The following is a 26,122-nucleotide window of genomic DNA, read 5'->3' on the forward strand; positions in this document are numbered from 1 at the left end:
GTTCAGCCGTGGACGATGACGCCGCGGATGTTCTTGCCGTCGCGCAGGTCCTGGTACCCCTCGTTGACCTGCTCGAGGGAGTACTTGCGGGTCACCAGCTCGTCGAGCTTCAGCTGCCCGGCGTCGTAGAGGCGCAGCAGCCGGACGATGTCGTACTGCGGGTTCGCCGAGCCGAACAGCGTGCCCTTGATCGTCTTCTCGAACAGCGTCAGCACGCCGCCGGAGACGTGCACGGTGAGCTTTTCGGGGTTGGCGAGGCCGGTGATGACGACCGTGCCGCCCTTGCCGACGACGTTGAACGCTTCGCTGACGACGTCTTCGTCGACCGTCCCGACGGTGATCAGTGCCTGGTCGGCCAGCTGGCCCCAGGTGAGCTCGTTGACCTTCTCGGCGGCTTCGGCCGCGGTGGCGAAGGCATGGGTGGCGCCGAACTTGAGCGCGGCCTCCCGCTTGAACTCGACCGGATCGACCGCGATGACGTACTTCGCGCCGGCGTGCTTCGCGCCCTGCACGGCGTTGATCCCGATGCCGCCGATGCCGTAGACGACGGTGGTGTCCCCGGCCCGGACGCCGCCGGCGTAGTTGGCGGTGGCCCACCCGGTCGGCACACCGCAGCCGACCAGGACGGCGGTTTCCAGCGGCAGCCAGTCGTCGACCTTCACGACGGAGTGCTGCGAAATGGTGGCGCGCTCGGAGAACGTGCCGAGCATGCACATCGCGCCGAAGTCCTGCCCGCCGCCGTGGAAGCGGAAGGTGCCGTCCGGCAGGTGGCCCTCGAGGATGGTGGCGCCCATGTCGCAGAGGTTCTGGCGCCCGGTCGAGCAGTAGCGGCAGGTGCCGCAGTTCGGGATGAAGCTGCAGACGACGTGGTCGCCCGGCTGCACCTTGGTGACGCCCGCGCCGACCTCCTCGACGATCCCGGCGCCTTCGTGGCCGCCGATGATCGGGAAGCGCGGCACGAGGTCGTTGTCGATGAGGTGCAGGTCCGAGTGGCACAACCCGGCGGCGGTGTACTTGATGAGCACCTCGCCGGGGCCCGGGCCGTCGAGGTCCAGCTCCATGATCTCGAACGGCTTACCGGCATCGAACAGTACGGCTGCCTTGGTCTTCACGGCCATCTCCTCCACGTGCGGCGGTGGTGACCTCGATTGTGTGCAGCCGCCGGTTCCGTGAAGTGTCCGAATCCCGGACAGTCGAGGTCAGCGGACCCGCAGGGCGCGCATCCGGTTGTAGAGCGTCGAGCGGCTGATGCCCAGCTGCTTGGCCGCGCGGACCTTGTTGCCGTCGCAGGCTCGCAGCGTCCGGACGATCACGTCGTACTCCGCCTGCTCCCAGCCGCTCAGCGCGCCGCCCGGGGCCGTCTCCGCGCAGCCCGGGGCCACGTCCTCCGCCGTCAGGTCGCCGGCGGAACGGCGGTCGGCCGCGCCCGCCAGTACCCCCGCCAGCTCGCGGAGGTTGCCCGGCCAGCGCTGGGAGCCCAGCAGCTCCAGCGCGCCCGGGGTCAGCCGGAGGGAGTCGCCGAAACCACGCAGCAGCGTGCGGGCGATCGCCGGGATCTCGTCGCGACGCTCGCGCAGCGGCGGCAGCTCGATCCGCCGGTGCATGCGCGCCGCCAAGGTCGCCTGCTCGCCGCGCAGCTCCGCCGGCGGGCCGCTGAGCAGTGCGAACCACGCCGTCGTCGTGTCCAGCAGGCGGGAGAGGCGGACCGCCGCCAGCGGGGGCAGGAGCTGGATGCCGTCGACCACCAGCAGGCCGCCGCCGGCGCAGGCCGCTTCGACCCGGGCGCACCAGGCCGCCACCGAGCCGGTGACGACGTCGGAGGCGTCGAACTCGTGCACCGGCTCGTCCCCGGCGACGATCCGCGCCGCCGTCGTCCGGCCCGCGCCCGGCTCGCCGGAGATCAGCACCCGCCGCCGGGCCCGGCCCGCGCCCCGCAGCCGCTCGTCGACCTGCTCGGGGAAGAGGCCGCGCGATGCGCGCGGACGCGACACGACCGGGCTCGACGTCCGGACCGGCGCCAGCTCGAACAGCAGCCCGGCGTTCGCCGACACCGCCTCGACGCGCACCTCGACCGGCGTGCCCGACGTCAGCCGGAGGCGCCGGAGCCCGCGCCGGGTGCGGCCCAGCTCGCGCAGCAGCCGGTGGTCGGCCGTGTCGACCAGCTCGGTCGCCGCCGTGTTCGCGAGCACGACGTCCTGACCGAGCGCCAGCACCGCGCACGACCGGTGCTGCACCGACTGGAACGCGGCCAGCAGCTGCTGCTCGGCGAGCTTGGCGCCGTCGAGCAGCCGCCGTTCGATGTCGGCGACCGCGCGGCGCAGGAACGGGCCCAGCAGCGGGTTCGCGTCACCCGCCGGGCCGGTGATGTCGAGGACGCCGGCGAGCCGCCGCGTTGCCGGGTGCACCACCGGGTGGCCGTAGCAGGTGAACTGCTTCATGGCTTCGAGGAAGTGCTCGTCGCCGTCGACGGAGACGCCGCGGCGCGTTTCGAACGGCGTCGCGAGGGAGTTCGTCCCGGTCCGCTCCTCCAGGAACTGGCAGCCGGGGACGGCGCTGATGGTCTCCAGCGCCGTCTCGACCGACCGCTCGCTGAACCGGCGGGCCACGATCCGGCACTCGTCGTCGGCCAGCACGACGCAGAACCGGGTGTCGGCCAGCTGCCGGGCCAGCTCGTCGAGCACCGGCGAGGCGGCCCGCAGCAACCGGCTGCGGCTGTCGACGTCGGCGAAGTCCAGGCGCTCGACCGACGACGCCGGCGAGAGCCCGGAAAGCTCCGCCCGCCGCCACGACTGCGCGATCTCGGTCCGCAGGTCCACTCGCACTCCTCGCCGAGCCGATCGGTGTCCCCGGACTGCCATCATCACACGCGGCGCAAGCGAGGTGAACCGTGCCGGCGGATTCCGTTGCGGCGCAAGGTTTACGCACCCCACTCCGGCAGCCGGACACCGTGCAGGCCGCGGTAGGCCGCGCGCTCGGGTTCGCGGCGGCCGTCGAGCAGGGCGTCACGCGGCTTGAACACCTCGACGCCGATCGGGTGGCAGACGTCGATCGGGTCGCGGGCGCCCGGCCCCCAGAGCGGGATGGACAGGTCGCCGCCCGGGCACGTCGAGAGCGCGCACAGCAGGTCCAGCTCGGCGAAGAACTCGAAGTGGTCGCCGGGGCGGGCGGGGCACGCCTTCATGAAGTACCGGTCCTCGTCGTTGAGACCGGTGCACTGGAAGACGTTCAGGACGTCGTGGACGTCGAACTCGGTCAGCCCGAACGGCGCGACCGCGCGCACCAGGTTCGAGTGGCAGTGGAAGTCGAAGTCCTCACCGGTGAGCATCCGGTTGACGTACGGGTCGCAGCGGGTGCCGAGCAGGTCGTGCACCCGGCCGCCTTCGTCGTCTTCGCCGTAGTTTTCGAGGGTGTCGGCGGTGATCGTCGCGAGCGGGCGGAGGAAGGGCAGCGTCGACCAGAGCCGGTCGAACGTGCTGACGTGGGCGCGCTGGAGCTGGCGGGTGCGCGCGGCCCAGAAGCGTTCGCGGGGGTCGGCGGCGTTCCACAGGTTGAGGTCGCCGACCTGCGGGCCGCCGACGGTCTTGAGGCGGCAGAGGTGGCCCGCGGGCACGCGCCAGGCGCGGCCGGAGCGGATGGGGACCTCGAAGGCGTCGACGAGCTCCCGGCCGTCGTCCCCGGCGAGCCGCCGGTAGAAGTCCTGGTCGACGTCGAGCGCGCGGCCCTGGTAGGCGGCTGGGGGCATCGTGTCTCCCTCGTGCGTGTGGATGCGGCTCCAGCATGCCCCGGCTACGCACGGTGGTGTTCGATCACTCGTTCGGCTGCTGGGGCGGCGACCGGTCGGCTCCTACCGTCGAGGGAGCTCTACTCGTGGGAGGAGTGACCGGCGGTGCTCGTGGCCTTCCAGCGCACCGGTGACGAGCGGCGCTTGCCCGCCGCGGCGGAGCACCTGGTGGGGTTGTTGCGTTCGTGGGGCCCGGGCCCGGACCACCTGACGGGGTTGGCACTGGCGGGGATCACGGTCCCGAGCCGGCGCGGCCCCAGGGTGGTCGACGCGCTGGTGTTCACCCGGACGGGAGTGGTGGTGATCGCGGCGCACGAGCCGGGCGCGGGGGTGTCGCCCGGCCCGGAGGAGCGCGCCGGGGCGGGGGTGGAGGCGGCGAAGGGGGCGTTGGCGGCGCATGACGGTGGGCGGTACGTGACGGGGCTGGTCGCGGTCGTGCCGCCGGTCGCGGAGGCGGACCGGGGTGGACGGCTGGCGGAGCCGGCAGGGGAGCCGCGGCGGTTCGTGGCCGGTCCGGTCGCGCCGGTTGCGAGCGGGCGTGCCGCGGAACCGGCCGGGTTGCCGGAGCCGCGACCGGATTCCGGGCCGGGTGGCGACGAGCCGGACGTGCGCGAAGAGCTGGTTGCCGGGCTGCCCGAGCCCCGGCCGGCGGACGGTCCGCCGCCGGAGGCCGAGCCGCCCGGACCCGAGACCCTCCCGCACCCGCGCGTCCCCGAGTCCGTGCCCGGGGTGGCCGTCGTCCTCGCCGATCCGCGAGGTCTCCGCCGCATCATCGGGCAGCACAACCGCTGGCGGACCGTCTGGTCGGCCGACGACGTCCTCGACGCCTGCTACGCCCTCTCCCTCGCCCACCTCGCGCCGCCGCGGTCGGCTCTCCTCGCCGACGGCTTCCCCGCCCGCATTCCGACCCGCTCGCCGCTGCCCGAACTTCCCGCCGTTCTCGAACTCCCGCCGGAGCCGCCGGCCCTGGCCGACGAGCCTGAAAGCGAGTGGATCCCGGCCCAGCGCGGGCAAGCCGTCTTCCCTCGGCAACGGCCCATCCGGCTCGTGCCGTGGGGGCTGCTCTTCGTGCTCACCCTGCTCGTCACCGCGGGCATCATCGCCGCGGTTTTCGTCGCACAGGTCTTCCATGGCTCGTGAACTTCGCGCCAACTAGGCCATCTGCACCGTTTCCCCGCGTCGCCGCCTGGGCACCTCCCGGTAGACGTGAAAGGGGTTCACGATGCCGCGCACCCGAGCGCTCGTCCTGCTGGCCGTCCTCACGGGCGCCTCTCTCACCGGCTGCAAGGTGCCGAACGACCTGGCCGCGGGGAGCCAGCCCACCGGGACGCAGCAGGCTCCGCCGGTCGCTCCTGCCGAGGCGCGCGCCGAGCTGGCGAAGCTGCAGGTCGCCGTGCGCGGCACCATGGACGGTTACAGCCGCGACAAGTTCCCGCACTGGGACAAGGTCGACGGCGCCTGCGACACGCGCGAACAGGTGCTCAAGCGCGACGGCAAGGACGTCACCACCAACGCCGACTGCGCCCCGAAGTCCGGCACCTGGGTCAGCGCCTACGACGGCGAGACCTGGCACAAGGCGTCCGATGTGGACATCGACCACATGGTGCCGCTCGGGCAGGCCTGGGTCAGCGGCGCGAAGAAGTGGACCCAGGAACGCCGCGAGCAGTTCGCGAACGACCTGACCCGCCCGCAGCTGCACGCCGTCACCGACAACCTCAACGAGCAGAAGAGCGACAAGGCCCCCGACCAGTGGAAGCCGCCGCTCGTCTCGTACTGGTGCACCTACGCCACGGACTGGATCGTGGTCAAGAGCAACTACGGCCTGACGATCACCGTCCCGGAGAAGACCGCCCTGGAGAGCATGCTGCAGCACTGCTAGCACGAGCGCGCCGCCGCGAGCGCCTGGCCGGCGTACGACCGTCCGAACAGGACCGTGTGGACCAGCAGCGGGAACAGCTGGTGCAGCCCGATCCGGTCGCGCCAACCGCCGGCCAGGGGCGCGGCCTCGTCGTACGCGGCGACGATCCGGTCGAGGTGGGGGCAGCCGAACAGGTGCAGCATCGCCAGGTCCGTCTCGCGGTGCCCGCCGTGCGCGGCCGGGTCGATCAGCCACACCTCCCGGCCGTCCCACAGGACGTTGCCGGTCCACAGGTCGCCGTGCAGCCGCGCCGGCGGCTCGGCCGACGCCGGGATCCGGGTGCACGCGCGCTCGAACACCGCCGCCTCCGCGGCGTCGAACGTCCCCGCGTCGACCGCTCGCCGGACGTAGGGCAGCACGCGGTCCGACGCGTACCACGACGCCCAGTCCTCGGCCGGGACGTTCGACATCGGCGCGAGCCCGATCCACGCGTCGGCCGGCCCGTCCGGGGGAGGAGAGCCGAACGCCGGTGCCCCGGCCGCGTGCAGCCGGGCCAGTCCGCGGCCGAAGCGCTCCGCCGCGTCCGTGGTCGGCTGGCCGTTCGGGACGCGGTCGATGACGAGCGTCTCGTCGTCCTGGCTGCGCACCTCCGGCACCGCGACCGCGCCCGCCGACGCGAGCCAACGCAGGCCGGCGGCCTCCGCGGCGGTCGCGCCGGGGGCGTGTCCCCGCTTGACGAAGACGTCGCTCATGTCCCGCACGGTACCGGCGCGCTACGGTGTGCGCCGGAGGGTGCGACGGTGACGGTGCGGGTCCAGCAGTTCGAACGGGTGCTGACGACGCTGGCGGAGGTCCAGCGGTCGGAGGCGCGCGACTATTCGTCGTTCAGCGTGCGCGGCAAGCGCTTCGGCTACTTCTGGCCGCGCACGCGCACGGTCGGGTTGAAGCAGACGATCTCCGAGCAGCTGGCCTTGGTGGCCGAGCGCCCGGAGGTGTTCGAGGTCCAGTTCACGGCCGGCGGCTTCGGCTGGGTCGTGGTGTACCTGGACGAGATCGACGTCGACGAGCTGGGCGAGCTGGTCTACGAAGCCTGGCGGCTGTCGGCGCCCGAAGAGCTCGTCGAGGAGACGCCCTTCACCAGGATCGCCCGCGCGTAGAGCAGGTCGAACCCCTGCCGCTGGACGTTCTCCTGCGACTTCGACCCCGGCTGCGTCGTGACGACGGCGACGTCGCAGCCGGCCTCGGCGGCCGCCGCCAGCCGCGCCCGCAGCAGGGCCGTCTGGACCCCGCGACGGCGGAACCGCGGCACGGTCGCGGCGCCGGTGAACTGCGCGATCCCGTCGGTGACGCGGAAACTCGCCCCGCCGGCGAACTCGCCTTCGCGCTCGGCGACGTACCGCCGCACCCCGGCCATGTCCCGCATCGCGTCGATCACCGTCTGCCGCGGGAAGTCCTCGTGCGACGGCACGCCCTCGGTGTCGGCGACGGCGAACGCGTCGGCGACCTCGGCCAGCCACGTCTCCAGTTCGTCGTCGCGGGCGAGCCGTACGTCCTCGGCCGGGACACCCTCGCCGACCCGCCGCCCGAGCACGTTCTCGAACGATTCCAGGTGGTAGCCGCGCCCGGTGAAGAACGCGCCCACGGCGGGGTCGGCGAGCTGTGCCAGCTCGACCTGCACCGGCGCGCCGAGTTCGGCGAAAGCCTGCTCGACCTCGTCGAGCGCGTCGGGCAGGCCGTCGAAGCCGAGCCCGGCGATCTTGTTGAACGGCGAATCCGCCTCCGCGAAGCTGGCGACGCCGCCGGCGAGCGGGCGCGCGAACCCGACGGAGTCCCCGCGCCGCGCGCGGGCGGCGTCGCTGCTTTCGGCGATCAACCGCGCTTCGGCGCGCTCGATGCGTGCGGCGAGCGCGGTGCCGCAGAAGAGCCGTTCCCCGTCCATGCCCCCAGAGTGGCGGACACGGACGGGGAACTCCAACCGGTTTCTCAGCCCTCCACGCGGTGCGAGGCCCAGAACGAGGTCAGGTCGGTCGACCCGGCCGCCGCCTGCGCCGCGGCCTTGAACTCCGCCGTGGTCGACACGCCGTACCAGTGCGACTGCGCGTAGGACTTCAGCAGGTTCGCCATCGCCGTGTCCCCGATCGTCCGGCGCAGGTCGTGCAGGGTGCACTTGCCGTAGTTGTAGACGACCGTCGAGTAGCGGGACGAATGCGCGTCCCAGTAGGCCATCGAGTTGGTCAGCTTCTCCGCGCTCGACTGCCAGGTGATGCCGCAGCCGCTGCCGGTGATCCCGCGGTAGAGGTCGGTGGCGTAGTCGGTGAAGCTCTCGTCGAGCCACGGCGAGTTGTACTCGTCGTCGCCGACGATCCCGTAGAACCACTGGTGCGCCAGCTCGTGGGGGAGCGCCGTGGTCGACACGAGGTCCATCACGAAGCCCGGGTACTCCATGCCGCCGAACCAGAAGTTGTTGTCCAGCACCACGTCCACCTCGCCGTACGGGTAGTCGCCGAAGCGGCCCGAGTGGACGTCGATGGAGTCGGCCGCGAGTGAGAGCATCTGGTTGGCGCTGCTGGTGGAGATCCCGCTGACCGAGTAGACGTTCACGCGCACGCCCTTGCCGGACGTCGTGCTGATCTTCGCGAACGGACCGGCCGCCCAGGCGAAGTCGCGGACCTTCGCCGCCACCGCGTGCGTGGTCGTCGTGGTGCCGCTGGTCGTCTCGGTCGACGTGCCGGTGGCCGGGGTCAGCAACGACGTCGGGTGCACCAGCGTGACGTCGAAGTCGCTGATCACCGTGTAGAACGACTCGCCGTTGTTGGTGTAGGGGTCCAGGTGCCAGCCCGCGCCGTCGCGGACCGCGAGCACCGGCAGCGCGTTGCCGATCATGTTGAACGCGCCGTCGTGGCCGAACCGGTCGGCGCCGCTGGGCACGACGATCTTCAGGTCGAAGCCGATGGTGGCCGACTGGCCCTGTGCCAGCGGCGTGGGCAGCGTGATCTTCATGGCCGTGCAGTTCACGCTCAGCGCGGAGGCCGTGCCGCCGGTGACGTTCGTGACCGTGATCGGCGTGGTCGGGCAGGCGCCGTGGTAGTTGTCCCAGAGCCGCAGGTAGACCTCGGGCAGCGCGGTCGCGGAGCCGTTGGTGAAGCTGACGCTCTGGTGGCCGTTCCAGGTGTCGCCCGCGGTGTTCGACGTCAGGTTGACCGTGTACGCCGGGTTGATCGGGGTGCGGGTGGAGTCCGCGGGCGCCGCGGTGATCGTCCAGGCGAAGGTCGCGCTGCCGCTGTTGCCGGCCGGGTCCTTGGCCGTGACGGTCACCGACGACGTCCCGGCCGTGGTCGGCGTGCCGGTGATCTTGCCCGTGCTCGCGCCGATGGCGAGGCCGGCGGGCAGCCCGGCCGCGGTGTAGGTGAGCGCGTCGCCCTGCGGGTCGCTCGCCTGGACCTGCACGGAGACGGCCTGGCCGACGGCACTGGACTGGGCGCCCGGCGAGGTCACGACCGGCGACTGGGGGTTCTGCGAGCCGGTGGTGGTGAGCGAGAAGTCGTCGAGGAGGAAGTTCGTCGCCAGGCTCGAGTCCTCGGTGCCGGTGACCTTGAGCGTGACGGTCTGGCCCAGGTAGCGCGACACGTCGACCGTGCGCTGGACGTACCCGGTGTTCTTGTCGAGGTTGGAGTAGCTCGCGAGGGTGTCCGTCCCGGCCTGCACCGTCAGCTTGTCGTAGGCGGTGGAGGTCGTCGTCTCCTTGGTGTCGACGTGCGCCCACCAGGACAGCGACGCCGACGCGCAGCCGGCGGGCAGCGTCAGCGATTGGGACAGGGTGTCGGTGTGCGTGCTGCCGTAGCCGTCCAGCCAGGCGTCCATCGCCCCGCCGTGCGCGGGCTCCGCCGTGGTGGCGGCGGAGATCACGCCACTGGTCTGGGTCCACGGCGCGGTACCGCTCTCGAACCCGCCGTTGCCGACGACCTGGTCACCGCAGACCGCGGCGGCCTGGGCCGGCGCGGCGACGACGACTGTGCCCAGCAGGCCCGCGGCCACACCGAGCGCAGCAGAAAGCACCCTCGATCTCATGGGGGAGTCCTTTCCCGGCCCCGCCCGTCGGAGCCAGGAGAAAGCGTGCGCTGCCGCCGGGGCGGCAACAACCCGCCATGAGTCGGGTTCCGCGTCAGGCCTGCTGGAGCACGTTCAGGAGGATGAAGAGCAGGACGAGGGCCCCGGCGACCGCGAGCACGGCCGACACGCCGGAGCGGATCATCTCCCCGAAGCCCTTCGCGGTCCGGGCCCGGTAGGCGGAGTAGTTGGAGCGGGCCTCGCGGGCGCTGTGGACACGGCTGCCGACGAACAGCCCGGCGCCCAGGGCGAGCAGGACGGCGAGAAAGACGGACACGGGAGATTCCTTTCGCGGTTCGGGAACGGGGAACGGCCTCATTACTAGACCCGACGGACGCCGCGCGCCATGGCTTTCGGACATCTCGTTCCCGGGCCGGTCGGCCCTGGTGGGACAGACGTCCCGCGTTCCTCGGAAAGGGGTGGCAGGCAACCGACGGTATCCGCCGTCTTCCGTGCCGCGCAAGGAGTTTTCGGTGGCTCAGCCCTCGGTCGCGAGTCCTTTGTGCCGTTCCCGCAATTCGCGCTTGACGATCTTTCCGCTGGGATTCTTGGGAAGCCGGTCCGCGAACACGACGTACTTGGGACATTTGTAACCGGCGAGGTGTGTCTTTGCGTGGTCGATCACTTGCACAGCGTCGAGATCCACGCCGTCGCGCGGCACCACGACCGCCGTCACCGCTTCGATCCAGTGTGGATGGCCGATCCCGAACACGGCGACCTCGGCCACGCCGTCGAGCAGGTACAGCGCCTCTTCGACCTCCCGGCTGGCGACGTTCTCGCCGCCGGTCTTGATCATGTCCTTCTTGCGGTCCACGACGGACAGATAACCGTCCTCGTCGATGACGCCGAGGTCGCCGGAGTGGAACCAGCCGGCGCGGAACGCTTCGGCGGTCTTGGCCTCGTCGCGGTAGTAGCCGAGGGTGGCGTGCGGGCTCCGGTGCACGATCTCGCCGATCTCGCCCGGGGCCACGGGGTGGTCTTCGTCGTCGACGATCCGCGTCTCGACGTTCAGCGACGCCCGCCCGGCCGACCCGGCGCGCGCCAGCTGTTCGTGCGGGCGCAGGATCGTCGCGAGCGGTGCCATCTCCGTCTGGCCGTAGAAGTTCCACAGCTCGACGTCGGGCAGGCGCCGCCGCAGCTCGCGCAGCACCTCGACCGGCATCGCCGACGCGCCGTAGTAGCCCTTCCGCAGGCTCGACAGGTCGGTCCGGTCGAAGTTTTCGTGGCGCAGCAAGGAGATCCACACCGTCGGCGGCGCGAAGAGCTTCGTCGCGCGCTCCCGTTCGACGGCGGCGAGCAGCGCGGCCGGGTCCGGGCCGGGCAGGAGCACGCTCGTCGCGCCGAGGTAGACGTCGACGGAGAAGAAGCAGTCCAGCTGGGCGCAGTGGTAGAGCGGCAGCGAGTGCACCTCGACGTCGTCGGCGCTCATGCCGCCGTCGACCACGCACGAGACGTACTGCGCGATGAGCGACCGGCTCGACAGCAGCACACCTTTGGGCCGCGACTCGGTGCCGGAGGTGTACATGATCCGCAGCGGGTCGTCGTCGCCGACGAGGACGTCGGGTGCCTCGGCGTCCCCTTCGGACAGCCAGGTGCCGACGTCCTCCCACTCGCCGCCGCCGCTCTTCGGGATCCGGCCGCGCACGACGGCGCCGAGCCCGGCCAGTTCGAGGGCCTTGGCGGCGGTCGGCTCGAGGGCGTCTTCGGCGAGGAAGGCTTTGACCTCGGCGTGGCGCAGGATGTAGGCGACCTCGTCGGCACCGAGCATGAAGTTGACCGGCACGAGCAGCACGCCGAGCTTCGCGGTGGCGAAGGCGAGCGCGCCGTACTGCCAGGAGTTGTGGCTCAGCAACGCGAGCCGGTCGCCCTTGCGCAGGCCGCGGGCGGCGAGGGCGTGGGCGCACCGGTTGGCGGCGGCTTCGAACTCGGCGAAGGTGAGCTTGGTGGTGCCGTCGACGACGGCGAGCTTGTCCGGCAGCCGCAGGGCGGTGCGGCGCAGCAGGTCGCCGAGGGAGTGCTGCCGGGCGCGGTCGACGAGGTGCTGATCCATCCCGGCAGTCTCGGCCGGGAGCGAGCGGTGCGCAACCGCCTTCAGCGGGCGCGGTCGTCGATCTGCACGGGGTACCCGGCGCGCAGCACGGCGATCGTGGCCGGCGGCGTGAGGACCGGGACGGTCCCGGCCCGGGGCAGCTGCTGTTTCCGGCCGTAACCCGCGGTCGTCCACTCGGTGAGGTGGCCGTCGACCTTGAGCTCGGGGTGGTCGTCGCGGAGCACGAAGACGCCGTCCGGGAGCTCGGCCCAGCTCAGTTCGTGGAGACGCCGGGTGTGGCTACCCCGGACCAGCCGTTCGGCGTGCAGCCGCCGGTTCATCTCGCCGGCCGACGGGCTCCCCGGCCACGCGTCGCGGTAAGCGGTGTACGCGGGACGGCGGCACTCCCCGCAAGGCCGGTGCCCCGCGGCGAAGGAGACAGCCTCGTCGTGGAAGTACAGGTGGGTGTAGCGGTGGGGCAACCACTGCTCGCGCCACCGGTCCTTGAACGTCAGCGCGCAGGTGATCCAGAGGTCGCCGCCGTGGAAGCGGACGATCTCGTGGCCGCGGTGCAGCACGCCCCGGTTGCCGGTCCACGCGCCGCGCAGCGGGATGTCGACGATCTCGCCGGCCGGGGTCACGCGGTTGCGCACCGGCACCCCCGCGTTCTCCGGTGGCGGGGCGCGCGGGCGCACCGCAGAATGCGCGCATGCAGCCGACGGTCGTCCGGGTGGCGCGCCTGGCCGACCCGGCCGGGCCCGCCGACGGCGTCCGCGTGCTCGTCGAACGGCTGTGGCCGCGCGGCACGGCCCGCACCGCCGTCGTCCTGGACGGCTGGTACCGCGGGCTGGCCCCGTCGGACGAGCTGCGCACCTGGTACGGCCACGATCCCGAGCGGTTCGCGGAGTTCGCCGAGCGCTACCGCGCGGAGCTGCGGGAGCCCGATCGGCTGGCGGCCCTCGACCGGTTGCGCGAGCTCGCGGCGGGCGGGCCGGTCACGCTGCTGACCGCGAGCGGGTCGCCGGCGATCAGCCAGGCCGCGGTGCTCGCCGAACTGCTCACCGGCTGACCTCACGACCGCGACCCGTCGGCCGAGCCACTGGCGCTCGTCGTCACCGTCGCGGTGGCCGTGCCCAGCGAGTCGTGCCGCGCGGTCAGCGTCAGCACCCCCGGCGGGCCCGCGAACGGCCGCAGCCACACCGCCGCCGCGCCGCCGGTCGCCCCGAGGTCCAGCACCGGGTCCCCGACCAGTTCGCCCGGGCCGGTCAGCGCGAGTGTCACCTTGCCGGTCGTCCCCGCGCGCAGCGTCCCGAACCGGTCCAGCGCCGACACGACGACCCGGGTCGCGTCCGCGCCGTCCGCGCGCAGCCGCGTGTCGTCCGGGACGCAGCCCAGCACGTCCCGGCTCCGGTCGCCGCTGAAGCGCCGGGAGACCACCAGCTTCTCGCCCGCGTAGCCGTCGATCCGCAGCTGGGGACGCTGCCCGCGCGGCACGACCAGGTCCACCGCGAACGGCGGGTACCGCAGGTGCGGGAAGTCCGTCCGGCGGCTGCGCGCCGCCCCGATCGGACGGTCGTCGAGGAACAGCTGGAGCCGGTCGCAGTTGGACCAGATCGTCACGTCCCGCCCCGGCCCGCCCGGCGAGGCCGTGAAGTCCCACGCGAACCCCGGCTCGACGACCGGTCGCACCAGCGGGTGGCCCTGTGAGGCGTAGAACGCCGCCGCCGGCTTCGGAATCCGGAAGAAGTCCGACACCCCGGCGTACTTCGACCCGCCGACCGACCGCTGCCAGCCCGACGGGTAGTCGAACGCGCACCAGGCCAGCAGCCCGCAGTAGCGGTCGTCCGCCGCGGCCAGGTCGTGGGCCTTCGCGTGCAGCTCGGCCTGCAGCTGCTGGGTCGCGGCCGGGTCCGTCCGGCGGTAGGCGCGGGCGCCGGAGATGGTGCCGATCGTCTCGGTGACCAGGTAGGGGACTCCCGCGCGGGGCGGGCGCAGCTGGAAGGGCGCGCCGCGGCGGGCGGTGTAGTCGTTGTAGGCGAGGACTTCGACGTCGCTGCCGGCGAACCGCGCGCCCGTCGAACTGGCCAGCGCGCCGCTCGTCGGCCGCGAGGGGTCGAGCCGCCGCGCGAGCCGTCCGGTCCGGCCGTACATCGCCGTCGTGCCGTTGGCCTCGTTCACCCGGGTGCCCCACACGATGATGCTGGGGTGGTTGCGGTCGCGCGTGATCATGCCCGACACGTCCCGGAAGTTCTGTTCCTGCCAGGCCGCGTCGCCGATCCGGCCCCAGCCGGGGATCTCCTCCCAGACCAGCAGGCCCAGCTCGTCGCAGGCGTCGAGGAACGCGCTCGACTGCGGGTAGTGCGAGCACCGGACCATGGTGCAGTTGAGCTCGCGGCGCAGGATCTCGGCGTCGCGCCGCTGGACGCGGTCGGGCATGGCACCGCCCGCGAAGGGGTACCACTGGTGCCGGTTGAGGCCGGTCAGCTTGAGGCGGCGGCCGTTGAGGAAGAAGCCGCCGGGAGTGAACTCCGCTTCACGGAACCCGATCCGCACCGTCCGCTGGTCGAGCAGCACCGGCCCCGACCGGACGGTGACCACGACGTCGCACAACGCCGGATCGTCGACGTCCCAGAGCCGGACCGCGCCGAGCCCGCCCACGTCGAACTCGGCGGTGGTGCCGGCCACCGGCGCGGTGCCGTGGGCGAGTTCGCGGCCCGCCTGCCGGACCGACGCGGTCACCTCGGCCACGACGGGGGCGTCGAGCGTGCAGGTGACGTGCAGCGACCGGCCGGGGGAGAGGACGTCGACGGGCCGGGCGAAGACGTCGGTCAGCCGGATCCGCGGCACCGGGCCGATCGCGGCCGGGCGGTAGATCCCGGCCGGCTGGTAGAAGTCGATCACCGACGGCCCGCCGCCGCGCGGCAGGTTGGGCGGGACGTCCAGCGCCCACCGCCCGTCGACGACCACCGCGACGACGTTGTCGCCCGGCACCACGCCGGGCAGTCCGACCTCGAAGGGGAGGTAGCCGCCTTCGTGGGTGGCGACGAGGGCGCCGTTGAGGAACACCGACGCGTTCGTCATGACGCCGTCGAAGCGGGCGACGTGGCGTTCGGCCGCGTTCACCGTGAAGTGCTTGCGGTAGATCCACCGGTCCTGCCAGGACGCCGGGTCCCAGCCGGTCCACGACAACGGCGTCACGCAGTGGGGCAGCTGCACCGGCGAGAGGTCGATCTCGTCGAAGCCGAGTTCCGTGCAGCCGTCGTCGTACCGCCCGAACAGCCAGAAATCGCCCAGCCGTGCGGTGTCCGGCCGCGGCGCCGCGTGCCCGGCCGAGCCGGCGACGACGGCGCCGAGCAGCGCCGCCCCGCTCGCGGCCAGGAACCCGCGCCGGGTCGGCCGCGGGTGCGAGTCGGCCATCCACGACCTCCGTGCTCGGGCTCCCTGGTGTTATCGCTTGTGCCGGGTAAGACGTCACAAACGATCAAAGGGTTGCTCAGCGCAGGGTCGAGGCGCGCACCACCAGCTCGGGGGTGAAGACGACCTGCCGGTGTTCGTGCCCCGGCTCGGCCTCCGCCAGCAGCAGCTCGGCGGCCGTGCGGCCGAGGCGGCGGCGGGGCTGGCGGACCGACGTCAGCGGGACGGCCGCCGCTGCGGCGAACTCGATGTCGTCGTACCCGACGATCGCCAGGTCCTCCGGGACGCGCATGCGCAGGTTCGCGCACGTCTGGAGCAGGCCGAGGGCGACCAGGTCGTTGGCGCAGAACGCGGCGGTCGGGCGGACGGCCGCCGGCAGCCCCGCCAGCCGCTCGCCCGCGCCGCGGCCGTCGGCCACGGTCAGCGCCGTCGTGGTCAGGTCGACGAGGCGATCGGGGCCGAGCCCGGCCGCCTTCAACGCGCGCAGCGCGCCCAGCCGCCGGTCGCGGACCTGCCCGACCGTGGTGTGGTTGCCGATGAACGCGATCCGGTCGTGCCCCTGCTCGACCAGGTGCCGCACGGCGATTTCGCCGCCGTAGACGTCGTCGACGGCGACCGAGCAGTGCGTCGTGCCGCCCGGGGTGCGGTCGACGACCACCACCGGCGTGCCGCGGTGCGCGATCTCGCCCAGCAGCGGGGCGTCCGGGTCGACCGGCGTGATGAGGATGCCCTGCACCCGCTGCTGTTCGAGCCGGCCGAGGTAGGCCGCCTCCCGCGACGGCTGGTGCGCGCTGTTGCAGAGGAAGAGCGAGAGGTCACCGGCGTCGGCGGCGTCTTCCATCCCGGCGGCGACGTCGGTGAAGAACGGGTTGCTGCCGTCGAGCATCACGTACGCCAGCACGCGGCTGCGCCCGGCCCGCAGCTGCCGCGCGGACTCGTTGCGGACGAACCGGAGCTCGGCCATCGCGGTCTCGACCTTCGCGCGGGTCGCGGGGCTGACCCGGTCGGGCCGGTTGAGCACGTTGGACACCGTGCCGAGGGAGACGCCGGCGGCCGCGGCGACGTCCTTCATGCCCGCCGTTCTCGGCTCGGCACCGGACTCCTGGACCGTCATGTGCGCTCCCCTTTGAAACGTAACATCATCACGAACTGCCCGGTCCAGAAGCCGTTTGGCCACGGTTCGGCGGATTCATTGACTTGTTCTCCGACCGCATAGTAGCGTCACCGCGCCAGGTTTGTGAAACCTTTCAATCCGGAGGTCGCGATGACGCGGCAGGACCCGGGCCGGGCTCCTCTGCTGGAGGTGCGCGGCGTGACGAAGTCGTTCGGCGCGGTCGCCGCCGTCGCCGGCGTGAGCTTCGGCCTGCACGCGGGGGAAGCCCACGCGCTGGTCGGGGAGAACGGCGCCGGCAAGTCCACGATCGTGAAGATGCTCGCCGGGGTGCACAAACCCGACGACGGCACGCTGCTGCTGGACGGGCGGCCCGTGGAGTTCGGCTCGCCCGCCGACGCCAAGGCCGCCGGCATCGCCGTGATCTACCAGGAACCCACGCTGTTCCCGGACCTTTCGGTCGCGGAGAACATCGTGATGGGCCGGCACCCCCGCAAGAGCATGGGCCGGATCGACCGGACGGCGATCCGCGAAGAGGCCGAGCGGCTCTTCACCCGCCTCGGCGTCCGCATCGACCCCGCCCGCCCCGCGCGCGGGCTGTCGATCGCCGACCAGCAGATCGTCGAGATCGCCAAGGCCCTCAGCGCCGACGCCCGCGTGCTCGTGATGGACGAGCCGACCGCCGCGCTGAGCCGCGTCGAGGTCGACCGGCTCTTCGGCGTCGCACGGGCGTTGCGCGAAGAAGGCGCGGCGATCATGTTCATCTCCCACCGCTTCGAGGAGATCACCGAGCTCTGCCAGCGCGTGACGATCATGCGCGACGGCAAGCACGTCTCCACCGACCTCCTCGCCGACGTCACGGTCGACGACATGGTCAAGCGGATGGTCGGCCGCGACCTCGACGCCCTGTTCCCGAAGCAGGACGTCACGCCCGGCGCGGTCGTGCTCGAAGTCGAAGGCCTGGCGCGCGAAGGCGTCTTCCGCGACATCTCCTTCTCGGTGCGCGCGGGGGAGATCGTCGCGTTCGCCGGCCTGGTCGGGTCGGGACGTTCCGAAGTCGTCCAAGCCGTCTTCGGAGTGGACGAACGGGACGCCGGCGTCGTCAAGATCGGCGGCAGGAAGCTGAAAGCGCATTCGTCGCGGGCCGCGATGGCCGCCGGGATGGCGCTCGTGCCGGAAGACCGGCGTCAGCAGGGCCTGATCATGGACCTCTCGATCGAGCGGAACGTGACGCTGCCGCGGTCGCGCGCGCTCTCCAAGCTCGGCTTCCTCACCGGCGCGAGCGAACGGCAGGAAGCCCGGCACTGGACCGAGCGCCTGCGCACCAAGTACCGCCGCCTCGCCGACCCCGTCGGCACGCTCTCCGGCGGCAACCAGCAGAAGGTCGTGCTGGCCAAGTGGCTCGCGATGGCGCCGAAGGTGCTCATCGTGGACGAGCCGACCCGCGGCATCGACGTCGGCACGAAAGCCGAGGTGCACCGGCTGATGTCGGCCCTGGCCGCCGAAGGCGTCGCGATCGTCATGGTCTCTTCGGAACTGCCCGAGGTGCTCGGCATGGCCGACCGCGTGCTCGTGATGCGCGAAGGCCGGCTCGTCGCCGAGCTTTCCCGCGCCGACGCGACCGAAGACGCCGTCATGTACGCCGCGATGGGGCAGGGAGCCGCCGCATGACCGTCACGAAGGAGGCCCCCGTGACCGGCGAACCGGCCGTCCGCTCCGGACGCTCGTGGACCGCGAACGTGTTCAAGGCCCGCGAATCCGGCATCGTCCTCGCCCTGATCGTCCTGGTCGCGTTCACCGCGACGCAGAACTCCCGGTTCCTGTCCGGGCAGAGCATCCGCGACATCCTGCTCGGCACGGCCATCCTGGCGGTGCTCGCCGTCGGCCAGGCGATCGTGATGATCACCCGCAACATCGACCTCTCGGTCGGGTCGGTGCTCGGCCTCGCCGCCTTCGCCGTCGGCTCGCTGATGCGCGACAACCCCGGCCTGCCGGTGATCGTCGCCGTCCTGGTCGGCCTCGGCGTCGGCGCGGTCTGCGGGCTGCTCAACGGCGCGCTCGTCCGGTTCGGCCAGGTGCCCGCGCTGGTCGTCACGCTCGGCACGCTCTACGCCTACCGCGGTGTCAGCTACTTCTGGGCCGGCGGGCAGCAGATCAACGCCGACAAGCTGCCCGCGTCCTTTTTGGACTTCGGGACGGCGTCGGTGCTCGGCGTGCCGTGGCTCGTCCTGATCGCGGTGCTCGTCCTGGTGATCGCGGGGATCGTGCTCCGCAGCTACCCGGCCGGGCGCGAGCTGTACGCGATGGGCTCGAGCCCGCAGGCCGCGCAGCTGGCCGGCATCCGGGTCGGGCGCAACACCACCGCGGCGTTCCTGGTCAGCGGCGCGCTCGCCGGCCTGGCGGGGGTCCTGTTCGCCGCCCGGTTCGGCACCGTGGACGCGGCCGCCGGCACCGGCTACGAGCTGAACGTCGTCGCCGCGGCCGTCGTCGGCGGGGTCGCGGTGTTCGGCGGCAGCGGCTCGGTCTGGGGCGCGGGCCTCGGCGCGCTGCTGCTGACCGTCATCGGCAGCGCCCTGGCCGTGCTCGACATCAACCAGTTCTGGCAGCAGGCGATCGTCGGCGCGCTGATCCTGCTGGCCATCGGCGCCGACCGGCTGGTGGCTGTGCGCGTCGCCAAGGCACTGAAGAAGAGGGACGCCCATGTCTGACCGACCGAACCCGCTCGGGCGGCTGCTCAGCTGGGACGCCGCCGTCGTGCTCGTGACGGTGATCGTGCTGATCGTCGCCTCGGGTGCCGTCGAGAACTTCGGCACCAGCCGCAACTTCACCTTCCTGCTGCTCGACCTGCTCCCGATCGCGCTGGTCGCGCTGCCGATGACGTTCATCATCGTCACCGGCGAGATCGACCTCTCGGTGGCGAGCACGCTCGGGCTGACGTCCGCGGTGATGGGCTCGCTGTGGGACGCGGGCCTGTCGATCGAGACGATCATCCCGCTCTGCATCGTGCTCGGCGCGGTCCTCGGCGCGTTGAACGGCTTCTTCGTCACCGTGCTCAAGCTGCCGTCGCTCGCCGTCACGATCGGCACCCTCGCGCTGTACCGCGGGCTGGCCTTCGTGGTGCTGGGAGACGGCGCCGTGGCCGACTTCCCGCGCGACTACACGAGCTGGGTCACCGGGACCATCGGCGACGGCCCGATCCCGAACGTCCTGGTCCCGCTGGCCGTCGTGGCCCTGATCTTCGGCGTCGTGCTGCACGCGACGCCGATCGGCCGCGGCGTGTTCGCGGCCGGCGCGGGCGAGCAGGCGGCCCGGTTCGCCGGGATCCGCACCGGACGGCTCAAGTTCTGGCTGTACGTCGTGGCCGGGGCGGTCGCCGGGCTGGCCGGGGTCCTGTGGACCCTGCGCTACTCCAGCGCCCGCGCCGACAACGGCTTCGGCCTCGAGCTCGCCGTCGTGGCCGCCGTGCTCCTCGGCGGCGTGTCCATCTTCGGCGGCAAGGGCACGCTGCCCGGCGTGCTCGCCGGGGTGGTCCTGCTGGCGACGCTGCAGAACGCCCTGCGCCTGCAGGACGTCTCGAACGAGGCGCTCAACATCGTGACCGGCGTGCTGCTCATCGTGTCGGTCCTGCTGCCCAACATCGTGTCCTCGGCCCGCACGGCTCTCCGGCGCCGGCACCGAGCGACTGCTCCGGTATCCCCAGAAAGGTGACGAAGATGTCCCGACGGTTCCTCACCGGCGCAGTGTCGGCCGGGCTGGTGCTCGTGCTGGCCGCCTGCGGCGGCACCACCAAGAACGACAGCGGGAGCTCCGGCGCCCAGCAGTCCACGGCCACGGCGAACCCGAACGCCGCCGCCGCGACCGGCGTCAAGATGGCCTTCCTGCCCAAGCAGCTCAACAACCCCTACAGCGACATCGAGGTCAGCGGCGGCAAGGACGCGCTGGCCGAGCTGAAGGGCGAGTACAAGCTGGTCGGGCCGAACGACGCCAGTGCCTCCTCGCAGGTCAGCTACATCAACACGCTGATCCAGCAGCAGCAGGACGTCATCGGCATCGCCGCGAACGACCCGAACGCCGTGTGCCCGTCGCTCAACCAGGCCCGCAGCGCCGGCATCAAGGTCGTCGCGTTCGACTCCGACGCCGCCAAGGACTGCCGCGACGTCTTCATCAACCAGGCCACCACCCAGGGCATCGGCGAGGCGCTGGCCAAGCAGGCCAAGGACCTCTCCGGCGGCTCCGGCGAGATCGCGGTGCTGTCCGCGACGCCCAACGCCACCAACCAGAACGCCTGGATCGACGTCCTGAAGAAGGAACTGGCCAAGCCGGAGTACGCGAACATCAAGCTGGACAAGATCGCCTACGGCAACGACGACGACCAGAAGTCGTTCCAGGAGGCCCAGGGCCTGCTGCAGTCGTTCCCGAACCTCAAGGTGATCGTCTCGCCGACGACGGTCGGCATCGCGGCCGCCGCGCGGTACGTCAGCACGTCGAGCTACAAGGGCAAGGTCGCGGTGACCGGGCTGGGCACGCCGAACCAGATGCGCGCCTTCGTCAAGGACGGCACGGTCAAGCAGTTCGCGCTGTGGAACCCGGCCGACATCGGCTACCTCGCCGCCTACGCGGGTGTCGCGCTCAAGTCCGGCCAGATCACCGGCAAGGAGGGCGAGACGTTCAAGGCGGGCAAGCTCGGCGACTACAAGGTCGGCGCGAGCGGCGAGATCGTCCTCGGCCCGCCGACGACGTTCGACGCGAACAACATCGACAAGTTCAACTTCTGACGGTTTTCCGTGGCCGGGCCGATCGCCGCCCGGCCCGGCCACGGAGTCCACTAAGGACGGACAGTGCCCCGTTACTGCTTCTGCCTGCAGGTGAAGCCCGACCGAGCGGCCGAGTACGCCGAGCACCACCGCAGCGTGTGGCCGGAGATGCGGCAGGCCCTGCTCGACACCGGCTGGCGCAACTACTCGCTCTTCCTGCGGGAAGACGGCCTCCTGATCGGCTACGTCGAGGCGGACGACCTCGCCGCCGCGCAGGCCGCCATGGCCGAAACCGAGGTGAACGCCCGCTGGCAGGCGGAGATGGCGGAGTTCTTCACCGGACTCGACGGTGGCCCGCCCGACGAAGGCTTCCGGCTCCTGGCCGAGGTCTTCCACCTCGAACCCCCCACCGTCGCGGAAGGACAGTGATCGCCATGGGTGATTTGACAGCCGTCAAAGCGGCATTGCGAGCCCAGCGAATCGAAACGCCGTCGTGGGCGTACGCGAACTCGGGCACCCGGTTCAAGGTGTTCCCGCAACCCGGTGTCCCGCGGACAGCCGAGGAAAAGATCGCCGACGCCGCGACCGTGCACCGCTTCACCGGTGTCGCGCCGAGCGTGGCGCTGCACATCCCGTGGGACAAGGTCGACGACTACGGCGCCCTGACCGCGTACGCGCACGACCAGGGTGTCGAGATCGGCGCGATCAACACCAACGTCTTCCAGGACGAGGACTACAAGCTCGGCTCGGTCACCAACCCCGACGCCGGCATCCGCCGCAAGGCCACCGACCACCTGCTCGAAGCCATCTCCATCATGGACGCCACCGGCTCGCGCGACCTCAAGCTGTGGTTCTCCGACGGCATCAACTACCCGGGCCAGGACGACATCCGCGACCGCCAGGACCGGCTGGCCGCGGCGCTTCGCGAAACGTACGACCGGCTCGGGGAGAACCAGCGGATGCTGCTGGAGTACAAGCTGTTCGAGCCCGCGTTCTACGCCACCGACGTCCCGGACTGGGGCACGTCCTACGCGCACTGCGTCGAGCTGGGGGAGCGGGCGACCGTCTGCATCGACACCGGCCACCACGCCCCGGGCACGAACATCGAGTTCATCGTCGCTTTCCTGCTGCGCGCGGGAAAGCTGGGCGCGTTCGACTTCAACTCCCGCTTCTACGCCGACGACGACCTGATGGTCGGGGCGGCGGACCCGTTCCAGCTGTTCCGGATCATGTACGAGATCGTCCGCGGCGACGCCCTCGACCCGGCCTACGGCATCGCGTTCATGCTCGACCAGTGCCACAACATCGAGGCCAAGATCCCGGCGATCATCCGGTCGGTGATGAACGTCCAGGAGGCCACGGCGAAGGCCCTGCTCGTCGACCGGCCCGCGCTGCGCACCGCGCAGCAGGCGGGTGACGTCCTCGGCGCGAACGCCGTGCTGATGGACGCCTACAACACCGACGTCCGGCCGCTGCTGGCCGAGCTGCGCGCGGACTCCGGGCTCGACCCGGACCCGATCGCCGCCTACCACCGCAGCGGGTACCAGGAGAAGATCGTGGCCGAGCGCGCCGGCGGCACGCAGGCCGGATGGGGAGCATGAGCATGACGGTGCCGGAGCAGCTCATCGCGCGCAGCAACGCGCTCGGAGCCGACCCGCGCAACACCAACTACGCCGGCGGGAACACCTCCGCGAAGGGTTCGGTGACCGACCCGGTCACCGGCTCGCCCACCGACGTCCTGTGGGTCAAGGGCTCCGGCGGCGACCTCGGCACGCTGAAGGAGTCCGGGCTCGCCGTGCTGCGGCTGGACCGGCTCCGGTCCCTGGTGGACGTCTACCCGGGCGTCGAGCGCGAGGACGAGATGGTCGCCGCGTTCGACTACTGCCTGCATGGCCGGGGTGGTGCGGCGCCGTCGATCGACACGGCGATGCACGGTCTCGTCGAGGCCCCGCACGTCGATCACCTGCACCCGGACTCCGGCATCGCCCTGGCCACCGCGGCCGACGGCGCCGCACTGACGAAGGAGTGCTTCGGCGACCGCGTCGCGTGGGTGGACTGGCGGCGGCCCGGGTTCCAGCTCGGCCTGGACATCGCCGCGGTCAAGGCGGCCAACCCGCAGGCGATCGGCGTGATCCTCGGTGGCCACGGCATCACGGCGTGGGGCGCGACCTCGGAAGAGTGCGAGCGCAACTCGCTCGACATCATCCGCACGGCCGAGGAGTTCCTCGCCTCGCGTGGGGTCGCCGAGCCGTTCGGGCCGGTCGTGCCGGGCTTTGAGGCGCTCCCCGAAACCGAGCGGCACGCGCGGGCGGCCGCGCTGGCGCCGGTGATCCGCGGGCTGGCCTCGACCGACCAGCGGCAGGTCGGCCACTACACCGACAGCGACGTCGTGCTGGAGTTCCTCTCGCGGGAGAAGCTCGCGGGATTGGCAGCGCTGGGCACGTCCTGCCCGGACCACTTCCTGCGCACGAAGGTCCGCCCGCTGGTCGTGGACCTGCCCTCGTCGGCGCCGCTCGAGGACGTCGTCGCACGGCTGAAGGAACTGCACGGCGAATACCGCGACGAGTACCGCGCCTACTACGAGCGGCACGCCGTCGCCGATTCGCCCGCGATGCGCGGCGCCGACCCGGCGATCGTGCTGGTTCCCGGTGTCGGAATGTTCTCTTTCGGCAAGGACAAGCAGACCGCGCGCGTGGCGGGCGAGTTCTACGTCAACGCGATCAACGTGATGCGGGGCGCCGAGGCCGTCTCGACGTATGCGCCGATCGACGAGAGCGAGAAATTCCGGATCGAGTACTGGGCGCTCGAAGAGGCGAAGCTGCGGCGGATGCCGAAGCCGAAGCCCTTGGCCGGGCGGATCGCGCTGGTCACCGGCGCGGGGTCGGGCATCGGCAAGGCCATCGCCCAGCGGCTCGCCGCGGAAGGCGCGTGCGTGGCGATCGCCGACCTCAACGCCTCGGCCGCTTCGGAGACAGCGGCGGAAATCGGGAACGCCGACAAGGCCATCGCGGTCACCGCCGACGTCACCGACGCCGACGCGGTCCAGGCCGCGATCGACGCGACCGCCTTGGCGTTCGGCGGGGTTGACCTGGTCGTCAACAACGCGGGGTTGTCCATCTCGAAGCCGCTGCTGGAGACGACCGAACGGGACTGGGACCTGCAGCACGACGTCATGGCCAAGGGCTCGTTCCTGGTCGCCCGCGCGGCGGCGAAGGCGATGATCGACCAGGGCACCGGCGGTGACATCGTCTACATCTCGTCCAAGAACTCGGTGTTCGCCGGCCCGAACAACGTGGCCTACGGCGCCGCGAAGGCCGACCAGGCCCACCAGGTCCGGCTGCTGGCCGCCGAACTGGGCGGGCACGGCATCCGTGTCAACGGCGTCAACCCCGACGGGGTCGTCCAGGGCTCCGGCATCTTCGCCGGCGGCTGGGGCGCCCAGCGCGCCGCGGTCTACGGCGTCGAGGAGGCGAAGCTCGGCGAGTTCTACGCCCAGCGGACCATCCTCAAGCGCGAGGTGCTGCCCGAGCACGTCGCGGCCGCCGTGTTCGCCCTGACCGGCGGCGACCTCACCCACACCACCGGCCTGCACGTGCCGGTGGACGCCGGGGTGGCCGCCGCGTTCCTGCGTTAAGGAGGTTCGATGACCCTCGACCGGATCACGCCGCGCAAGACCCGCGTCGGGCTCGTCTCCGGCGGGCTCGGCGCGTACTGGCCGCAGTTCCTCGCGCTGCTGCCCCAGCTGGAGGCCTCGGCGCGGCGCGTCGCTTCGCGACTGTCCGAACTGGACTGCGAGGTCGTGGACGCCGGGTTCGTCTCGGACGCGCAGGAGGGCGCGGCCGCGGCGGAGAAGCTCCGGGTCGCGGGGTGCGACCTGATCGTCGGGTTCCTCACGACGTACTTGACGTCCAGCATGATGACGCCGGTCGCGCAGCGCTCGGGCGCGCCGGTGCTGCTGCTGAACCTGCAGCCGACCGAGGCGATGGACCACGAGTCCTTCGACACCGGCGCGTGGCTGGCCTACTGCGGCGCGTGCCCGCTTCCGGAGATGGCCAACGCGTTCCGCCGCGTCGGCGTCGAGTTCCGCTCGGTGTCCGGCTACCTCGAGGACGCCCGCGCGTGGACGAAGATCGAGCGGTGGATCAAGGCCGCCGGCGTGCGGGCGGCGTTACGGCACGGACGTCACGGCCTGCTCGGGCACCTCTACCCGGGCATGATGGACGTCTCCACCGACCCGACGCTGGTGTCCGGGCAGCTCGGCGGCCACGTCGAGATCCTGGAGGTCGACGACCTGCGCGTGCGGGTGGAAAAGGTGTCCGACTCCGACGCGGCGGCGCGGATGGAGCTGGCCCGCGAAGTGTTCACTGTGGACGAGTCCGTGGTGGACGAAGACTTCGCCTGGGGCGCAAAGGTTTCGGTGGCCCTCGACCGGTTGGTCGAAGACTTCTCGCTCGACTCCCTGGCCTACTACCACCGCGGTCTCGACGGCGAGACGCACGAACGCGTCGGCGCCGGGTTCATCCTCGGCGCGTCCCTGCTCACCGCCCGCGGCATCCCGGCGGTCGGCGAGTACGAGCTGCGGACGTCCCTGGCGATGCTGGTCATGGACCGGCTCGGCGCGGGCGGCTCGTTCACCGAGCTGCAGGCGCTGAACTTCCGGGACGACGTGGTCGAGATGGGTCACGACGGCCCGGCGCACCTCGGCATCAGCGCCCGCAAGCCGCTGCTGCGCGGACTCGGTGTCTACCACGGCAAACGCGGCTGGGGCGTGTCGGTCGAGTTCGACGTCAAGCACGGGCCGGTGACGCTGTGCGGGCTCGGGCAGCGCCGCGACGGGACGTTCACGCTCATCGCCTCCGAAGGCACGGTCGTGCCCGGGCCGCTGCTGCGGATCGGCAACACGACGTCCCGCGTGGACTTCGGCTGCGACCCGGGGGAGTGGACCGACGCCTGGTCGGCCAGTGGCATCGCGCACCACTGGGCGCTCGGCACCGGCCACCGCGTGGGCGAGCTGACGGCCGTCGCGGACCTGCTCGGCTTGGAGCTGACCGTGGTGAACCCGTGAAGC

23 protein-coding genes are annotated in these 26,122 nt (G+C 71.8%); 12 read left to right on the plus strand and 11 right to left on the minus strand.

The genetic code is table 11. The features are described 5' to 3' along the window. Window positions 1-2 precede the first annotated feature (2 nt). The 3 genes from BLV96_RS04760 to BLV96_RS04770 all read right to left on the minus strand — a co-directional run bounded on the left by BLV96_RS04760 (window position 3) and on the right by BLV96_RS04770 (window position 3,742). Window positions 3-1,112 carry an NDMA-dependent alcohol dehydrogenase gene (locus BLV96_RS04760; protein WP_086674188.1) on the minus strand — a complete coding sequence of 370 codons (1,110 nt, stop codon included), beginning with the start codon at window positions 1,110-1,112 and terminating at the stop codon, window positions 3-5. A gap of 87 nt (window positions 1,113-1,199) precedes the next feature. After that, window positions 1,200-2,816 (minus strand): sigma-54-dependent Fis family transcriptional regulator, encoded by a 1,617-nt coding sequence (locus tag BLV96_RS04765; protein WP_244180048.1) that lies wholly within the window; start codon window positions 2,814-2,816, stop codon window positions 1,200-1,202. Between the two features lie 101 nt (window positions 2,817-2,917). Next, window positions 2,918-3,742 (minus strand): urea carboxylase-associated family protein, encoded by an 825-nt coding sequence (locus BLV96_RS04770; RefSeq protein ID WP_091388776.1) that lies wholly within the window; start codon window positions 3,740-3,742, stop codon window positions 2,918-2,920. A gap of 144 nt (window positions 3,743-3,886) precedes the next feature. Here BLV96_RS04770 and BLV96_RS04775 point away from each other — a divergent pair, with 144 nt between their 5' ends. Both BLV96_RS04775 and BLV96_RS04780 read left to right on the plus strand, forming a co-directional pair. After that, window positions 3,887-4,921 carry a hypothetical protein gene (locus BLV96_RS04775; protein ID WP_091388778.1) on the plus strand — a complete coding sequence of 345 codons (1,035 nt, stop codon included), beginning with the start codon at window positions 3,887-3,889 and terminating at the stop codon, window positions 4,919-4,921. Window positions 4,922-5,003: 82 nt separating this feature from the next. Then, window positions 5,004-5,660 carry an HNH endonuclease family protein gene (locus BLV96_RS04780; RefSeq protein ID WP_086677768.1) on the plus strand — a complete coding sequence of 219 codons (657 nt, stop codon included), beginning with the start codon at window positions 5,004-5,006 and terminating at the stop codon, window positions 5,658-5,660. Here BLV96_RS04780 and BLV96_RS04785 read toward each other — a convergent pair. Further along, window positions 5,657-6,391 carry a fructosamine kinase family protein gene (locus BLV96_RS04785; RefSeq protein WP_086677769.1) on the minus strand — a complete coding sequence of 245 codons (735 nt, stop codon included), beginning with the start codon at window positions 6,389-6,391 and terminating at the stop codon, window positions 5,657-5,659. The genes BLV96_RS04780 and BLV96_RS04785 overlap by 4 nt on opposite strands. Window positions 6,392-6,439: 48 nt before the next feature. On the opposite strand from BLV96_RS04785, the gene BLV96_RS04790 reads away from it, so the two are divergent. Next, on the plus strand, window positions 6,440-6,796 hold the full coding sequence (locus BLV96_RS04790; protein ID WP_086677770.1) for an MmcQ/YjbR family DNA-binding protein: 357 nt from the start codon (window positions 6,440-6,442) through the stop codon (window positions 6,794-6,796). Here the strand turns inward: BLV96_RS04790 and BLV96_RS04795 are convergent. The 5 genes from BLV96_RS04795 to BLV96_RS04815 all read right to left on the minus strand — a co-directional run bounded on the left by BLV96_RS04795 (window position 6,721) and on the right by BLV96_RS04815 (window position 12,470). Then, window positions 6,721-7,578: a GNAT family N-acetyltransferase gene (locus tag BLV96_RS04795; protein WP_086677771.1), complete on the minus strand. Its 858-nt coding sequence runs from the start codon at window positions 7,576-7,578 to the stop codon at window positions 6,721-6,723. The genes BLV96_RS04790 and BLV96_RS04795 overlap by 76 nt on opposite strands. A gap of 44 nt (window positions 7,579-7,622) precedes the next feature. Beyond that, window positions 7,623-9,695, minus strand: a complete 2,073-nt coding sequence (locus tag BLV96_RS04800) for a putative Ig domain-containing protein (protein ID WP_086677772.1) — start codon at window positions 9,693-9,695, stop codon at window positions 7,623-7,625. Window positions 9,696-9,801: 106 nt separating this feature from the next. Next, window positions 9,802-10,023, minus strand: coding sequence for a hypothetical protein (locus BLV96_RS04805; protein WP_086677773.1), 222 nt, complete (start codon window positions 10,021-10,023; stop codon window positions 9,802-9,804). Window positions 10,024-10,224: 201 nt separating this feature from the next. Further along, window positions 10,225-11,796, minus strand: coding sequence for an acyl-CoA synthetase (locus BLV96_RS04810; RefSeq protein ID WP_086677774.1), 1,572 nt, complete (start codon window positions 11,794-11,796; stop codon window positions 10,225-10,227). A gap of 41 nt (window positions 11,797-11,837) precedes the next feature. After that, a complete protein-coding gene (locus BLV96_RS04815) occupies window positions 11,838-12,470 on the minus strand; it encodes a hypothetical protein (protein ID WP_208608130.1) in 633 nt (210 codons plus the stop codon). A gap of 14 nt (window positions 12,471-12,484) precedes the next feature. Between BLV96_RS04815 and BLV96_RS04820 the strand changes: the two genes are divergently transcribed. Next, entirely contained in the window at window positions 12,485-12,844 is a 360-nt protein-coding gene (locus BLV96_RS04820) for a DUF488 domain-containing protein (protein ID WP_086677776.1), read from the plus strand. Window positions 12,845-12,846: 2 nt separating this feature from the next. On the opposite strand, the gene BLV96_RS04825 is transcribed toward BLV96_RS04820, so the two are convergent. Next, window positions 12,847-15,192, minus strand: coding sequence for a glycoside hydrolase family 2 protein (locus tag BLV96_RS04825; RefSeq protein ID WP_086677777.1), 2,346 nt, complete (start codon window positions 15,190-15,192; stop codon window positions 12,847-12,849). A gap of 76 nt (window positions 15,193-15,268) precedes the next feature. Then, window positions 15,269-16,303 (minus strand): LacI family DNA-binding transcriptional regulator, encoded by a 1,035-nt coding sequence (locus BLV96_RS04830; protein ID WP_086677778.1) that lies wholly within the window; start codon window positions 16,301-16,303, stop codon window positions 15,269-15,271. 150 nt (window positions 16,304-16,453) lie between these two features. On the opposite strand from BLV96_RS04830, the gene BLV96_RS04835 reads away from it, so the two are divergent. The 8 genes from BLV96_RS04835 (at window position 16,454) to BLV96_RS04870 (ending at window position 26,119) form a co-directional block, all read left to right on the plus strand. After that, complete coding sequence (locus tag BLV96_RS04835; RefSeq protein ID WP_086677779.1) at window positions 16,454-17,971, plus strand: sugar ABC transporter ATP-binding protein; 1,518 nt, start codon at window positions 16,454-16,456, stop codon at window positions 17,969-17,971. Further along, window positions 17,968-19,008 (plus strand): ABC transporter permease, encoded by a 1,041-nt coding sequence (locus tag BLV96_RS04840; RefSeq protein ID WP_086677780.1) that lies wholly within the window; start codon window positions 17,968-17,970, stop codon window positions 19,006-19,008. The genes BLV96_RS04835 and BLV96_RS04840 overlap by 4 nt, the downstream gene beginning before the upstream one ends. Further along, the gene (locus BLV96_RS04845; protein ID WP_086677781.1) at window positions 19,001-20,008 is read left to right on the plus strand and encodes an ABC transporter permease; all 1,008 of its coding nucleotides are present in this window, start codon (window positions 19,001-19,003) and stop codon (window positions 20,006-20,008) included. Before BLV96_RS04840 ends, BLV96_RS04845 begins: the two co-directional genes overlap by 8 nt. A 5-nt stretch (window positions 20,009-20,013) precedes the next feature. Continuing rightward, window positions 20,014-21,075: a rhamnose ABC transporter substrate-binding protein gene (gene rhaS / locus BLV96_RS04850; RefSeq protein WP_086677803.1), complete on the plus strand. Its 1,062-nt coding sequence runs from the start codon at window positions 20,014-20,016 to the stop codon at window positions 21,073-21,075. 63 nt (window positions 21,076-21,138) lie between these two features. Continuing rightward, window positions 21,139-21,483, plus strand: coding sequence for an L-rhamnose mutarotase (locus BLV96_RS04855; protein WP_086677782.1), 345 nt, complete (start codon window positions 21,139-21,141; stop codon window positions 21,481-21,483). A 5-nt stretch (window positions 21,484-21,488) separates the two neighbouring features. Continuing rightward, window positions 21,489-22,655, plus strand: a complete 1,167-nt coding sequence (gene rhaI / locus BLV96_RS04860) for an L-rhamnose isomerase (protein ID WP_208608131.1) — start codon at window positions 21,489-21,491, stop codon at window positions 22,653-22,655. Window positions 22,656-22,657: 2 nt separating this feature from the next. Next, complete coding sequence (locus BLV96_RS04865; protein WP_167379527.1) at window positions 22,658-24,688, plus strand: bifunctional aldolase/short-chain dehydrogenase; 2,031 nt, start codon at window positions 22,658-22,660, stop codon at window positions 24,686-24,688. Window positions 24,689-24,697: 9 nt separating this feature from the next. Continuing rightward, the gene (locus BLV96_RS04870; RefSeq protein WP_086677785.1) at window positions 24,698-26,119 is read left to right on the plus strand and encodes an L-fucose/L-arabinose isomerase family protein; all 1,422 of its coding nucleotides are present in this window, start codon (window positions 24,698-24,700) and stop codon (window positions 26,117-26,119) included. Window positions 26,120-26,122: the final 3 nt, after the last annotated feature.

The organism is Amycolatopsis pretoriensis, assembly GCF_900107925.1.
GTDB classification, from domain to species: Bacteria; Actinomycetota; Actinomycetes; order Mycobacteriales; family Pseudonocardiaceae; genus Amycolatopsis; species Amycolatopsis pretoriensis.

Bases quoted from the DNA above. Each gene is read 5' to 3' on its own strand.
- BLV96_RS04770 (WP_091388776.1), bottom strand. From the start codon at position 3,742: ATGCCCCCAGCCGCCTACCAGGGCCGCGCGCTCGACGTCGACCAGGAC.
- BLV96_RS04810 (WP_086677774.1), bottom strand. From the start codon at position 11,796: ATGGATCAGCACCTCGTCGACCGCGCCCGGCAGCACTCCCTCGGCGAC.
- BLV96_RS04865 (WP_167379527.1), top strand. From the start codon at position 22,658: ATGACGGTGCCGGAGCAGCTCATCGCGCGCAGCAACGCGCTCGGAGCC.
- BLV96_RS04825 (WP_086677777.1), bottom strand. From the start codon at position 15,192: ATGGCCGACTCGCACCCGCGGCCGACCCGGCGCGGGTTCCTGGCCGCG.
- BLV96_RS04780 (WP_086677768.1), top strand. From the start codon at position 5,004: ATGCCGCGCACCCGAGCGCTCGTCCTGCTGGCCGTCCTCACGGGCGCC.
- BLV96_RS04835 (WP_086677779.1), top strand. From the start codon at position 16,454: ATGACGCGGCAGGACCCGGGCCGGGCTCCTCTGCTGGAGGTGCGCGGC.
- BLV96_RS04830 (WP_086677778.1), bottom strand. From the start codon at position 16,303: ATGACGGTCCAGGAGTCCGGTGCCGAGCCGAGAACGGCGGGCATGAAG.
- BLV96_RS04785 (WP_086677769.1), bottom strand. From the start codon at position 6,391: ATGAGCGACGTCTTCGTCAAGCGGGGACACGCCCCCGGCGCGACCGCC.
- BLV96_RS04840 (WP_086677780.1), top strand. From the start codon at position 17,968: ATGACCGTCACGAAGGAGGCCCCCGTGACCGGCGAACCGGCCGTCCGC.
- BLV96_RS04845 (WP_086677781.1), top strand. From the start codon at position 19,001: ATGTCTGACCGACCGAACCCGCTCGGGCGGCTGCTCAGCTGGGACGCC.
- BLV96_RS04820 (WP_086677776.1), top strand. From the start codon at position 12,485: ATGCAGCCGACGGTCGTCCGGGTGGCGCGCCTGGCCGACCCGGCCGGG.
- BLV96_RS04870 (WP_086677785.1), top strand. From the start codon at position 24,698: ATGACCCTCGACCGGATCACGCCGCGCAAGACCCGCGTCGGGCTCGTC.
- rhaS (WP_086677803.1), top strand. From the start codon at position 20,014: ATGTCCCGACGGTTCCTCACCGGCGCAGTGTCGGCCGGGCTGGTGCTC.
- BLV96_RS04795 (WP_086677771.1), bottom strand. From the start codon at position 7,578: ATGGACGGGGAACGGCTCTTCTGCGGCACCGCGCTCGCCGCACGCATC.
- rhaI (WP_208608131.1), top strand. From the start codon at position 21,489: ATGGGTGATTTGACAGCCGTCAAAGCGGCATTGCGAGCCCAGCGAATC.